This is a genomic window from Streptomyces gottesmaniae (assembly GCF_031845845.1).
Lineage (GTDB): Bacteria > Actinomycetota > Actinomycetes > Streptomycetales > Streptomycetaceae > Streptomyces > Streptomyces akebiae.
Genome location: NZ_JAVRFJ010000003.1, coordinates 309,164 through 322,355 on the forward strand (window position 1 = coordinate 309,164; position 13,192 = coordinate 322,355).

The window sequence follows — 13,192 nt, forward strand, 5'->3', positions numbered from 1 at the left end:
GTGCGCCGGGCACCTCAGCTCGACGTCTCGGCGCGTTCGAGGACGCACAGCTTCCCGCTGTCGGGGTCGCCGATGTACGTCCACAGGACGGGGGCGCGCGACGTGCCCCGGGCCTCGTACCGGGCCCGCGTCCCGTCCGGCGTGAACGTGAGGTGGACCGTGGAGACCGAGTCGTCCGTGTCGACGTCCGTGCCGGTGGTGTGTTCCCAGGTGCCCGCGCCGGGGGCCGGGGAGGCGACGTCGTCGAAGGGGTCGTCGTCGTTGTCGTCGAAGTCGCCGCAGACCTTGTCCGAGGTGAACGTCCCGTCCTCCTCGAACGTCAGCCGCCCGCCCTGCCCGTCGGCCCACGTCCCCGTGATCTCGGCCGCGCTCATGGCCAGGGGCTCCCCGTCAGGGATGGGGACCGACAGGCGGCTCACGATCAACAGCACGGCGAACGCGCCGACGCCGAGCAGGAAGAGCACACCGCACCCCGCCGCGCCGACGAGCGGGACGAGCAGGGCGATCCGCCAGCGCCGTCGGCTCGTCCCGGCCGAAGGCCACCCCTGCCACGGGGGCGGGGTGGCTCGGTAAGGGTCCTCGCCGCGCTTCACGTCGTCCCCCTGCGGTGCGGTGCCGCGTGGCCGCGGCGGTGCGATCATCATCCCGCCGAGCCGCGCGCGCCTACGCAGGGGGGTCGCACGCGCGGCACCGGCGCGCCACACGGGAGGCCCCGGGCCCCTCGTGGGGTGCCCGGGGACTCGGGGCGGGATACCGGGCCGTGGCTCAGGCCGCGACGCGCTCCCGGTCGTTCTTCTCGCCCGGGGCGCGCGTGCCGAGGAGTTCGGTCGGGATCCTGTGGGTCTCGCGGGCGGTGAGGGCGGCGAGGACCGGCGGGACGCAGAGGGCGGTGGTGAAGAGGGCCACGGCGAACCAGTCGTCGCCGTCGGGACCGGCGATCTGCGCGGCGAAGGTGACGGCGAAACCGGCGATGGCGAAGCCGATCTGGGTGCCGATGGCCATGCCGGACAGCCGGACCCGGGTGGAGAACATCTCACCGTAGAAGGAGGGCCAGATGCCGTTCGCGGCGCTGTAGACGACACCGAAGGTGACGATGCCGAGGACCAGGACGAGCGGGTAGGCGCCGGTCGAGATCGCCCACAGGTAGACGAACATCATCACCGCGCTGCCGGCCGCGCCGATCAGGAACACCGGGCGGCGGCCGATGCGGTCGGAGAGCGTGGCCCACAGGGGGATCGCGCCGAGCGCGACCAGGTTGGCGAGCGCGCCCACCCACAGCATCGAGGAACGGGACAGGCCGACCGACTCGCTCGTGCCGTACGCCAGCGCCCACACGGTGAAGATCGTGGAGACCGAGGCGACCAGCGCGCCCGCGATCACCCGGAGCACGTCCGCCCAGTGCTCGCGCATCAGGATGGCCAGCGGCAGCTTGGCGACGCCCTCGGACTCGGTCTGCTGGGTGAAGGCCGGGGTCTCGTCCAGGGTGCGGCGGATGACGTAGCCGACGACGGCGACCGCGATGCTCATCCAGAACGGGACGCGCCAGCCCCAGGAGAGCAGCTGGTCCTCGGGGAGCGCGGCGATGGGGATGAAGACCAGGGTGGCGAGCAACTGACCGCCCTGCGTGCCGCTCAGGGTGAAGCTGGTGAAGAAGCCGCGCCGGTCCGACGGCGCGTGTTCCAGCGTCATCGAGTTCGCGCTGGCCTGCTCACCGGCCGCCGATATGCCCTGCAGGACACGGCAGATCACCAGGAGGACCGGGGCGAGGGTGCCCACCTGGTCGCGGGTGGGCAGACAGCCGATCAGGAACGTCGACAGACCCATCAGGATCAGCGTGAAGACCATGATCTTCTTGCGGCCCAGCCGGTCGCCGTAGTGCCCGAGGAACAGCGCGCCGATCGGCCGCGCCGCGTACGCGACACCGAACGTGGCCAACGAGAGCAGGGTCGCCGTGGCCGGGTCGGACTCGTCGAAGAAGACCGTCGGGAAGATCAGGGCGGCGGCACTGCCGTAGATGAAGAAGTCGTAGTACTCCAGGGCGCTGCCGATCCAGGCGGCCGTGGCGGCCTTCTTGGGCTGGCCGGGAGGTGCGGCGGGGACGGACACGGCGTGCTCCTTCGAAGGATCTCCCCCATGAGAGGGGAGTGAAGCGGAGGAAGGCAAGGCGGGGCAGGGTGGATCACATGGGGGGGAGGGACCGGGCCCCTGGGGTGACGGGGCGGCCGTGCCGGGTGCTACCCGGGCTGATTAACGCACTGGATAGTTAATAGCGGTTGGCTACGGATGTTGCGCCGACGTTTCCCGGGTGTCAAGAGGTCATGCCGGAGGATCCTGTGGCCGATATCCGACCGAGACCGTGTGCCTTCCGAGGCCGGGTGCCTGCCGAGCCCCCGCGCCTCGCGCCGCGGACTCAGTCCGCCGCGCGGTCCGCCGTCAGGTAGGCGATCACCATGTCGCCGAGCATCTGGCGGTAGTGGTCGCGGCGTCCGGCGTCGATCAGGTCGCGGCCGAACAGGGCGCCGAAGGTGTGCCGGTTGGACACCCGGAAGAAGCAGAACGCGCTGATCATCGCGTGCAGGTCGACGGCGTCGACGTCGGCGGTGAACAGGCCCGACTCCCGGCCCGACTCCAGGATCCGGCGAATCACGTCCAGCGCGGGCGAGCCGATCTTGGCGAGCATCTCCGAGGAGGCGATGTGCTCGGCCTCGTGGATGTTCTCGATGCTGACCAGACGGATGAAGTCGGGGTGCGCCTCGTGGTGGTCGAACGTCACCTCGGCGAGCCGGCGAATGGCCGCCACCGGGTCCAGATGCTCGACGTCCAGCTCCTGCTCGGTCTGCCGGATCACGGAGTACGCCCGCTCCAGCACGGCGGTGAACAGCTGCTCCTTGCCGCCGAAGTAGTAGTAGATCATCCGCTTCGTGGTGCGGGTCCGGGCCGCGATCTCGTCGACCCGGGCCCCGGCGAACCCGGAACGGGCGAACTCCTTGGTCGCGACGTCGAGGATCTCGGCCTTGGTGCGGGCGGCGTCACGGATGCGCCCGTTCGGTCGTGCCGGTTCTTCGACGCTGGTCATCGGGTTCCTTCGGGCGAGTGCGGCCGGTGCCCGTGATTCTAGGAGCTGCCGGGCCGGTCTTCCCTTGGGCGGGGTCGGCTGCTATTACTAACGTACTGGTTCGTACATTAAATCTCGCGGGAGGGCCGCTGTGGCCAAGGACTCGTATCTCGTCGGCCTCATCGGCTCCGGCATCGGCCCGTCCCTCAGCCCCGCCCTGCACGAGCGGGAGGCCGACCGGCAGGGTCTGCGCTACCTGTACCGGCTGATCGACATCGACGGTCTCGGTGTCGGGCCGGAGGCCGTGGGCGACCTGGTGCGTGCCGCGCGTGACCTGGGCTTCGACGGGCTGAACATCACGCACCCCTGCAAGCAGCTGGTCATCGACCACCTCGACGGGCTCGCCCCGCAGGCCGCCGCGCTCGGCGCGGTCAACACGGTCGTCTTCGAGGACGGCCGCGCCGTCGGTCACAACACGGACGTCACCGGCTTCGCCGCGTCCTTCGCGCGCGGGCTGCCCGACGCGCCGCTGGAGAAGGTGGTGCAGCTGGGCGCCGGGGGCGCGGGCGCGGCCGTCGCCCACGCCACGCTCACCCTCGGCGCCGAGCACGTCACCGTCGTCGACGCGATGCCCGACCGGGCGGCGGACCTCGCCGCCTCCCTCAACCGGCACTTCGGTCCGGGACGGGCCGCCGCGGCGACGCCGGACGCGCTGCCGGCGCTGCTGGGGGCCGCGGACGGGGTCGTCCACGCGACGCCGACGGGGATGGCGGCCCACCCCGGGCTGCCGTTCGCCGCGGAGCTGCTGCGTCCCGGGCTGTGGGTGGCGGAGGTGGTGTACCGGCCGTTGGAGACCGAGTTGCTGCGGGTCGCGCGGGGGCTCGGCTGCGCCACGCTCGACGGGGGTGGGATGGCGGTGTTCCAGGCGGCCGACGCGTTTCGGTTGTTCACCGGGCGTGAGCCTGACGCTTCGCGGATGTTGGCGGACATCGGTGAGTTGGCCGGGGTCGCTCGAGCGCGTAACTAAGCGCCGCGACGGCCGGTCCAGTGCGTCGGCCGCGGGTCCGTCGTGGCTGGTCGCGCAGTTCCCCGCGCCCCTTACAGGGGCGTGACCTTGTCGCAAGGAGTTCCCCATGCGTACATCCATCGCCACCGTCTCCCTCAGCGGGTCCCTCACCGAGAAGCTCGCCGCCGCCGCGCGCGCCGGTTTCGACGGGGTGGAGATCTTCGAGAACGATCTGCTGGCCAGTCCGCTCGCGCCGGAGGAGGTGCGGGCGCGCTGCGCGGATCTGGGGCTGAGCATCGATCTCTACCAGCCGATGCGGGACATCGAGGCCGTGCCGGCCGAGGTGTTCGAAGGGAACCTGCGGCGGGCCCGGCACAAGTTCGAGCTGATGCGGCGGCTCGGCTGCGACACGGTGCTCGTCTGCTCCAGCGTCCATCCGCTCGCCGCGGACGACGACGCGCTCGCCGCGTACCAGCTGCGCGAACTGGCCACCCTCGCTGAGGAGTTCGGGATCCGGGTCGCCTACGAGGCACTGGCCTGGGGGCGGCACGTCAGTACGTACGACCACGCGTGGCGCATCGTGCGGGAAGCCGACCACCCGGCGCTCGGGACGTGCCTGGACAGCTTCCACATCCTGGCCCGGGGCTCCGATCCCAAGGGCATCGAGGACATCCCGGGCGAGAAGATCTTCTTCCTCCAGCTCGCCGACGCCCCGCTGATGGCGATGGACGTGCTGCAGTGGAGTCGGCACTACCGCTGTTTCCCCGGGCAGGGCGGCCTCGACGTCACCGGGCTGGTCAGGCATGTGAGGGCGGCCGGATACGACGGGCCGCTGTCGCTTGAGGTCTTCAACGACGTCTTCCGGCAGGCCGAGGCGGGTCCCACCGCCGTGGACGCCCACCGATCGCTGCTGATGCTCCAGGAGGCGGCCGGTATCGCCGCGCTGCCGCGGCGGGTGGTGCCCACCGGCGTCGCCTTCGCCGAACTCGTCACCCCCGACGCCGAGCCCGTGGCCGCCCTGCTCGGTGCGCTCGGCTTCGCCCGCACCGCACGCCATCGCAGCAAGCCGGTGGACCTCTGGCAGCAGGGCGAGGCACGGGTGCTGGTCAACACCGGCCCAGCCGCCCGGCGCGACGGCACCCAGCTCGCCGCGATCGGACTCGAATCACCGGACCCGGCCGGCGCCGCCCGCCGCGCCGAGGCGCTGCTCGCGCCGGTGCTGCCGCGCCGCCGGGCCACGGAGGACGCGCCGCTCGACGCGGTCGCCGCGCCCGACGGCACCGAACTCTTCTTCTGCGCGACGGACCGCCCCGGACTCCCCAGCTGGACCGGGGACTTCCGACCCGTCGCACACCCGGAGGCCGCCGGCCACGTCCACCGCGTGGACCACCTGGCCCTCACCCAGCCCTGGCACCAGTTCGACGAGGCCGCGCTCTTCCACCGAACGGTGCTCGGGCTCCACGCCAGCGACAGTGTCGACGTCGCCGACCCCTACGGCCTGTTCCGCAGCCGTCCGGTCACCAACGACGACGGCAGCGTCCGGATCGCCCTCAGCGTCGGCCCGGCCCCGACCGACGACACCGCCCGCGCCCAGCACATCGCCCTCGCCACGGACGACGTCGTCGCCGCGGCCCGCGCCTTCCGCGCGGCCGGGGGCCGCCTGCTGGCCGTCCCCGCGAACTACCACGACGACCTGGCCGCACGGTTCGAGTTCACCGACGGAGAGCTGGAGACGTACCGGGAACTCGGCATCCTCTACGACCGTGACGCGGGCGGCGGGTTCCGCCACTGCTACACCGAGACCGTCGGCCGCGTCTTCTTCGAACTCGTCCAGCGCGACACCGGATACCAGGGCTACGGTGCGCAGAACGCGCCCGTACGGCTCGCCGCGCAGCACGTTCAACGGACTGTCCGCTGAAGGGCGTCACTGTCGGCTGACGGTGCGGGTCACGCCCGTGACGACCGTCGTCGCCAGGATCCAGCCGGTGATGACGAGGACGTACGACAGCCACTGCGACCAGCCCTCGGGGGCGTAGGCCCGTTCCTGCCCGAAGTCGATGATCGGGAGGAGCAGGTCGAGGGTGTAGACGACCGGGTTGAACACCGGGGCCTCGTCCGCCTTGAGCGGGCTGGGCGCTCGCACCGTGTACGCCACCGAGCCCACCGCCATCAGCGACAGCATCCAGATCGCCGCGCGCAGCGGACGGAAGCCGTAGCCGACGGTGGCGTCCTGGGCGTACCCCCAGAGCCGCCCGTGCCAGCGGAGCGTGGCGCGATGCCGGCGCTGCTTGGCGAGCTGGACGCGCCGGGCGGCGTCGTCGTCACCGATCCTGCGGTAGGCGGCGGTCAACTGCTCGTAGGAGTACGGCAGATAGCCCTCGCCGTCCCGCTCCAGCATCGGCAGTCGCCGCTCGGCGGGCACGTGCGGGATCAGGGAGGTGTAGGCGAGGCTGTTCACCAGGACCTGGTCCGGCAGCTTGTCCGGCTCCACGAACAGCACCTCTATCTGGGCGCGGCGCAGATTCAGGACCCCTTCGACCGGCGGGCCCTCGCGCAGCCAGAGTTCGCTGATGACACTGCTGCTGACCCGCAGCGCCGTACCGCCGGGGTTCGACAACCGCGCGTAGGACAGCTCCAGCCAGCCGCCCACGCGTGCCCCGCGCAGCTCGACCCGCCCGCGTACGTCCGCGTGCCGCAGGACGACATCGGACTCGGTGGCGAGGGTCTCGGCGCCGAGGGCGATGCCACCGGGCCGGTGCAGCCGGGCGCGTCGCAGGTCGACCTTGCCGGCGACATGGGCGCCGCCGAGCCGGACCTCACCGTCCGCGCGCAGCCCGGGAGCGCACAACTCCTCCCCGATCTCCGCCTGGTTGAGCCGCAGCGCGGCCGCCCCGTCCGACGCGGTGAACTCGGCGCGTTCCATGAACAGCGTCCCGGAGATCTGCGCACCGGTGAGCCGCACCGGCCCCCGGAACCGGCACTCCGTCAGCCGCAGGCCGCCGTCGACGCGCGCTCGCGCCGAACGCAGGCCCGGCAGCACCGACTTGGACAGGTTGAGGTAGTTGAAGTGCGCGCCCGAGAAGTCGGGAACCTCGTCGAAGTGACAGCCGCTCAGCCGGACGACGCTCTCGACCGTCGCGTACTTCAGTTCCAGTCGTCCCGTGATCCGGGCGCCCTCGATCTTGAGGGCGGCGACCTCGCCCTCCTCCTGGGGGGCGGTCAGCAGCAGCGCCCGCAGCACCCGGGCACGGACGGTCCGTTCGGGACCCCACGCGGCGCCGTCCGCGGCGGCGCCGCCCTCGACGGTTCCGGGATCCGCGGCCCCGAAGTCCACCGCCGCGCCGAGCGGGAAGGCGTCCCACACCCGCCGCTCGGCCGCCGTCAGATCGTTGATCATCATCAACGGGAATCTCACCCGCAACGCTTGTACCTGTCAACCACCGCTATCCGGCCTGGCGTTGCCGCCTGACGTTCCGGCCGGATGCGGCCGGCATCCCCTGCCGCCGGGGCCCTCAGTGCCCCCACGCCCCGGCATGCGCCCGGTGCGCGTCCGTGAGGCCGTTGGTGAAGAACCGCTCGTAGTACTCGTTCTCCACGTGGTGGACCTGGAGCCACACGCCCGGGACATGGATCGCGTCGGTGTGGGCCGGGAAGCGGCCGTGCGTGCGGAGGATGTACTCGCAGATGTCCCGCGCGCAGTCGACCACCCGCTCCTCGTACTCGCTGGCCTCGGTGAGATAGCGCTGCCCGTAGTCCTCCCGGTAGATCCGGGCGAAGACGTCCCGGTCGGTGTAGACGCCGCCGCGGCCGAACTTCTCCCGGATGATCGTGTCCACCGCCTCCGACATGCTGCCGAACACGGGCGGGCACGCGGCGGCGATCAGCGGCGCGCCGCCGTCGGGGGAGGGGAGCCGGACCGGGTGCGAGCGCACCTTCGCGTACTTCGGCAGGGGGATGTGCCAGCGCCAGATGTCGGCCGGCCGCCAGCGCGGGGTGACGAAGTCGAAGCCGAGCATCCTGCCGTACGCCCGGGAGAACTTCGGGTCCCCGAGGGCGATCTGCGGATTGATGGTGGCGTGGATCCAGGCGCCCAGGCCCATCGCCTCGGCCGTGAGCATCAGGTTCTGCAGCAGCAGGTCCGCCTCGATCTGCGTGCGCATGGGGCCGAGGGCGCCGAGCGGCAGCTTCAGGTCCCTGTTGAGGAACCCGTTCCGCACCCATTTCCGCACCCCGGCGGCACGGTAGAAGTTGCGGTCGTCCACGAGGGTCGGGCGGGCCCCGTCCGGCTGGGTGAGCAGATACATCAGCGCGTTCACATACTGATGGGAGAGGTCGACCACCGGGAACAGCAGCGTCGTTCCGGGCAGGTTGGACAGGAAACGGTTGGAGTCCAGGTACGCCGGGAAGTCCCGCTTGTCCGGTGCCACGTCGAGGCGGTGGTCCAGGACCTTCACCTTGGCCGCGCGCGCCCGCGCCACCAGCGTCTCGGCGTCGAACGGCTCCTGCGGTGCCGGTTCCAGCCTGCGCAGGAAGTAGGTGCCCGAGTCGTTGACGAGGAAGAAGTGGGTGCCCTGTGCGTTGTCCGGGCTGCCCGCGGTACGGCCCGCCATCGTCAGGTTGGGCTTGGACATGATGGGGGTGCCGTTGTCCGGGTCCTCGAAGGGCCGGTCGGGCATGGTGAGGCCGGTGGTACCGGTGATCGCGATCAGCACCGCCTCCTCCAGCTCGCTCAGGGGCTGCGGCGCGTTGCGGGAGGTGTAGGTCATGGTCCCGGCGGACACCTTCGCCCCCCGGCTCACGCGGTGGGTGCGGCGGCGCCACACGGTCCGCAGCAGCGGACGGTCGAAGAGGTCGGCGAGCCCCGGGTGGGTGGTGCCCGCGCTCGTCCGGGGCTGCTCCTGGACAGCGAGCTGTTCGCCCGCCCCGGGTATCGCGGACAGCTCCGGGTTTCCGGGCAGCTCGGAGTGGTTGTCGGTGAACGTCATGCGTGTTTCCCCCGTTGTGGTTCGGACCCGGGCGCCTCGCGACCCCCGGGTCGTGTGTCACGGCATCATGGTGAACCGCCGTCGCTCGTACCGCCGTCGCTCGTACCGCCGTCGCTCGTACCGGCGTTGCCCGTACCGGCGTTGCCCGTACCGGCGTTGCCCGTGGGCACCGTCCGCCACGGCGCGAAGGCGCTCGCGTCGCGGGGCAGGAGGGGCGCCAGCTCAGGACAGTGGTGCTGGAGCACCGTGTTCATGCCGCCCTTCTCGACCCAGTCGATGCCGAGCGGTGTGTAGACCTCCGGCCGGTAGTCGACCGTCAGGAACCGGTCGCTCTGCAGCCGTCGGCTGGCCATCAGGACGAAGATCCGGAAGGCGGTGTCGCTGAAGCCGAAGCCCTCCGGAGGGTTCTCCGCGAACAGCCCGACCACGGTGTCGATCTCGTCGACGTCCCGGTAGACGTCCTTGAGGCGGGCCAGCGTCCCGGGGTTCTCGGTCAGCTCCTCGAAGGAACGGATCCGCCCCCGGTGCAGCCCGGCCCTGAAGTCGTTGTAGCGCGGCACCCCACGCCTGCGCGTGCGGACCAGGTCGACGACCGACAGATCGATGATCTCCCCGTCCCGCTCGAAGCGCTGGAGCGAGCGCGGGAAGTTGTGCAGGGTGATCGCGCCGGGGTGGGCGATGCCGAACGAGTACAGCGCGTTCGCGAGGCCCGTCTTGCGGATCTGCGCCTCGGCCGCCCCGCCCTGGATGTCGAGGAAGCCCACCCTCTCCAACAGCCGCCCGAACTGGTGCTCCCGGAGCTCGTAGTCGTCCGGGATCAGCGGATGCATGCGGTAGACGGTGGTGAAGTCCTCCGTCAGCGAGTACGGCGCCGTGTGGTGGTCCGGCAGCGTCTTCGGGATGCCGGTCAGCGAGTGCGCCTCGAACAGCCACAGGCCCAGCTGGTTGAGCCAGTTCCTCGGCGGGCCCGACCAGTTGGTGCGCAGCGCGACATCGATCGCCTCGGTGGCCAGGATCGCCGGCGTCCACTCCACGGTGTGGATCTTCGCGATCAGCGCGGACACCACCAGCCGGGCCGTCTGGTAGATCTTCTCCTCGCTCATCGACGGGTACTCCGCGCGCAGCGCGTCGCAGACCGCGTTGTGCTCGCGCGCGAACAGGGTGTGCATCGCGCTGAGCCCCATCCACCAGCTCTCGTTGAAGCCGGTGAGTGGAATGCCGTTCGTCCCGCCCGGCAGATGGCCGTCCTCCAGGCGGAGTCGGGCACCCCCGTCCGGCTCCCGCAGGGACCGCGCGGTCCGCTCGTTCTCGCCGTACACCTCGGAGCCGTCCCACCAGTGCGAGGCGGAGTTGGCGAACAGGATCGGCGGGCGGCCGGGCACCTCCACGCCCTCGTTCTCGGCGAACCGCATCACTCGCTCGGTCGGCCCGCCCGGCACGTTCTGCCAGGTCCCGTCGGAACCGGGCGGCAGCGGCACCTCCACACTGCGGTCACCGGTCTTGTACCGCCGGTGGTTCACCCAGTCATGCACCTGGAACTGGATCCACGCCGCCGCCAGCACGTTGAGCGAGGTCGCCGGCACGAAGCTCTCCCGGTGCAGCAACTGCCTGCTGACCGTCACCGGGTTCGGTGTGTCGAAGGTGTCCGGCCGGTAGTCCGGCCGCAGATTCCGCCCGAAGGCGGCACCCACCGCTCCCATCGTCGGCTCCGACAGATCGTTGTACGTCCCGTCGTACGACCGCTCCGTGCGCAGCCGTTCCGGGACCGGCTCCGGCACGGGCTGGGCCTGGGGCGGGGCCTCGCGGACCTCGGCGTCGATCAGGTTCAGCCGGCGCAGCACCTTCCTCAGGAACGCCAGGTTCAGCAGGCTCAGGGACAACGGCAGCCGGTGCCACGGCACGGCTCGGTTCAGCAGGCCGAGGGCGGGGCCCACGAGACGGCCGAGCAGCCTGTTGCGCAAGGGTTCCGCGGTGACGAAGCGCTCTCCGAGACGGTGAGCGCCACTCGCCCGGTAGGCGGCCTTCCGCGCGCGGTTGATATTGCCCAATGGCCGGAAATCATCGGTCGTGTACCAGGGGTTGAAGGTCAGGTCCTCGACCCGTCGCGCCGCCGCCCGCGCCTCGGCCCCGTCCAACTCCTGTGCGGGGATGGTGAGCCGGGCGATCGGCACCGCCGGCGCCACCGCGTCCGTCCACTCCACCGCCGCGTCCTCGACCGGTGTGCGCCGCTCGTCCACGTACCGCTGCACACACAGATCGAACGCCACGTCCGCCTGCCCGAGCCGCCACGCCAGCTCCCGGTGCAGAAAGTCCGGGTCCCGGCGGTCGGGCGCCGTTGCCGCCGGTGTACCGGGCGCGGGCCGCAACAGGTACCGCACCGGCCCGGCCTCGCCCCACAGGATGGCCCCACGGCTCCAATAGGTCTCGGTGGCAAGGGAGTCGACCTGCCGTCGGGTGGCCGTCGTCACATTGCGCCGCATCCGCGCGGCCGTCTTCAGGCCCACCGCCGACGGCAGCTTCACGAACAGCGCCCACGCCTTCCGCAGCGGACCGCGGGCCCCCGCCATGGCCTTGGCGAACGCCACGAACTCCCGGGCGTCGCTCGCGTGCGACACCGGGAAGCTGGTCGCCAGCAGGTCATGGCTCACGCCCTCCGCCACCCGCACCCGCACCGCCGCGCCCCGCAGGTCCGGCGACCCGTCCCCCTGCCGTATCCCGCTCGCGTTGGACAGCCGGACGACCGCCGGGTAGTCGGCGCCCGGCTGCGCGAAACCGGTCCGCAACGCCACCGGCAGATCGTCGTGGAACCGCAGCCGCGCGTTCTCCACCCCCAGGGGCGCCTTCGCGTGGAACGCCCGCGCGATCCCGCCGCCCCCGGCCCGCCGGTTCCGGACCTGCACCTCCATCAGCTCCCGGGCCAACCGCTCGAACACGAGCCGCTCGGCCTCGGGGCTGCCCCCGTCGTAGCGCTCGTACCGCTGATCGTGCTGCCCGGTCTCGGCCATCGGCGTCTCCTTCGTGCGGACACGTACGGATGCGTACGGAGGCGTACGGATGCGTGGGAGGACGTAGGCAATGCGAGCGCAGTGCATACGGACAGGGGCCGCACGCTACCGGCGGCGGGGTTCCGGCCACAGCGACAGTTCACGCCATGTACACATCTGACAATAATGCGGGTGAACGCCGCATTCCGCCCGGCGAGGGCGGGGCACCGGGCCTACGGAGGCCCCGGGAGCAGCGGGTAGCGTGATCCGCATGACGCACGACCGTGGGGCGCCGGGCTCACCGGACGGCGGCGACGTGCTGCTCGGCGGCACGGTGAACGCGGGCGCGGTCGTCCGGCGGGGCTCCCTCGTGGACCGTCCGGCGCCGCACACCGCGCCCGCCCTCCACGCGCACCTGCGCGCCCTGCGCCGACGCGGATTCACGGGGGCGCCGCTGCCCGTCGGCCGCACACCGGACGGCCGCGAGCAGCTGACCTTCGTCCCGGGCGACGTGGCACTGCCGCCGTTCCCGGCCTGGGCGCTGACGGAGACGGCCCTGACATCGGTGGGGAGTCTGCTCCGCGACCTGCACGCGACGAGCGCGGACATCCCGGTCGACACCGGCGCCGGGTGGCCCCGCGAGCTGTCCGACCCCGAGGGCGGGCCGATCCTCTGCCACAACGACGTCTGTCCCGACAACGTCGTCTTCCGTGACGGCCGTGCCACCGCCCTGATCGACTTCGACCTGGCCGCACCGGGCAGACCCGTCTGGGACGTGGCCATGGCGGCCCGCTACTGGGTCCCCCTGCTCGACCCCGAATCGGCGGCCGCCCTCTACCCGGGCGGCCCCCTGGACGCGCCCCGGCGCCTACGCGTCCTCGCCGACGGCTACGGCCTCTCCGCACCCGACCGCGCCGTGCTGCCCGATGTCGTCGAACAGGCCACGGAGGCCTGCCGGGCCTTCGTGGCCGCGCGCGTGGCCGAGCGCGACCCCGTCTACCGCCGGGTCCTCGCGGAGCGCGGCGGCTGGGCCCGCTGGGACCGCGTCCGGACCTGGCTGAGGGCCCACAAGCAGGCCTTCAGCACCGCCCTGCTGCCCTGAGGAGCCCGCGCCCCCGAAGAGGCGCGGGGGAAACCGCGCGACCGGCCACGACGCTCCTCG

9 protein-coding genes are annotated in these 13,192 nt (G+C 71.9%); 3 read left to right on the plus strand and 6 right to left on the minus strand.

Annotation, left to right across the window (positions count from 1 at the left end; genetic code table 11):
- Positions 1-14: 14 nt before the first annotated feature.
- The 3 genes from RM704_RS05545 to RM704_RS05555 form a co-directional block, all read right to left on the minus strand.
- A complete protein-coding gene (locus tag RM704_RS05545; protein WP_311589807.1) occupies positions 15-593 on the minus strand; it encodes a hypothetical protein in 579 nt (192 codons plus the stop codon).
- Positions 594-765: 172 nt separating this feature from the next.
- Complete coding sequence (locus RM704_RS05550; protein ID WP_033529683.1) at positions 766-2,106, minus strand: MFS transporter; 1,341 nt, start codon at positions 2,104-2,106, stop codon at positions 766-768.
- A gap of 304 nt (positions 2,107-2,410) precedes the next feature.
- Positions 2,411-3,076 (minus strand): TetR/AcrR family transcriptional regulator, encoded by a 666-nt coding sequence (locus RM704_RS05555; protein ID WP_033529682.1) that lies wholly within the window; start codon positions 3,074-3,076, stop codon positions 2,411-2,413.
- A 130-nt stretch (positions 3,077-3,206) separates the two neighbouring features.
- Here RM704_RS05555 and RM704_RS05560 point away from each other — a divergent pair, with 130 nt between their 5' ends.
- Positions 3,207-4,082: a shikimate dehydrogenase gene (locus RM704_RS05560; RefSeq protein WP_033529681.1), complete on the plus strand. Its 876-nt coding sequence runs from the start codon at positions 3,207-3,209 to the stop codon at positions 4,080-4,082.
- A gap of 106 nt (positions 4,083-4,188) precedes the next feature.
- Positions 4,189-5,979, plus strand: a complete 1,791-nt coding sequence (locus RM704_RS05565) for a sugar phosphate isomerase/epimerase and 4-hydroxyphenylpyruvate domain-containing protein (protein ID WP_033529680.1) — start codon at positions 4,189-4,191, stop codon at positions 5,977-5,979.
- A 6-nt stretch (positions 5,980-5,985) separates the two neighbouring features.
- Here RM704_RS05565 and RM704_RS05570 read toward each other — a convergent pair whose 3' ends face one another.
- The 3 genes from RM704_RS05570 to RM704_RS05580 form a co-directional block, all read right to left on the minus strand.
- Positions 5,986-7,461, minus strand: a complete 1,476-nt coding sequence (locus RM704_RS05570; protein ID WP_033529679.1) for a pentapeptide repeat-containing protein — start codon at positions 7,459-7,461, stop codon at positions 5,986-5,988.
- 112 nt (positions 7,462-7,573) lie between these two features.
- Positions 7,574-9,046, minus strand: coding sequence for a hypothetical protein (locus RM704_RS05575; RefSeq protein ID WP_033529678.1), 1,473 nt, complete (start codon positions 9,044-9,046; stop codon positions 7,574-7,576).
- Between the two features lie 65 nt (positions 9,047-9,111).
- Positions 9,112-12,051, minus strand: a complete 2,940-nt coding sequence (locus RM704_RS05580) for a peroxidase family protein (protein ID WP_052146250.1) — start codon at positions 12,049-12,051, stop codon at positions 9,112-9,114.
- Positions 12,052-12,301: 250 nt separating this feature from the next.
- Between RM704_RS05580 and RM704_RS05585 the strand changes: the two genes are divergently transcribed.
- Positions 12,302-13,132, plus strand: a complete 831-nt coding sequence (locus RM704_RS05585; RefSeq protein ID WP_052146280.1) for a phosphotransferase — start codon at positions 12,302-12,304, stop codon at positions 13,130-13,132.
- Positions 13,133-13,192: the final 60 nt, after the last annotated feature.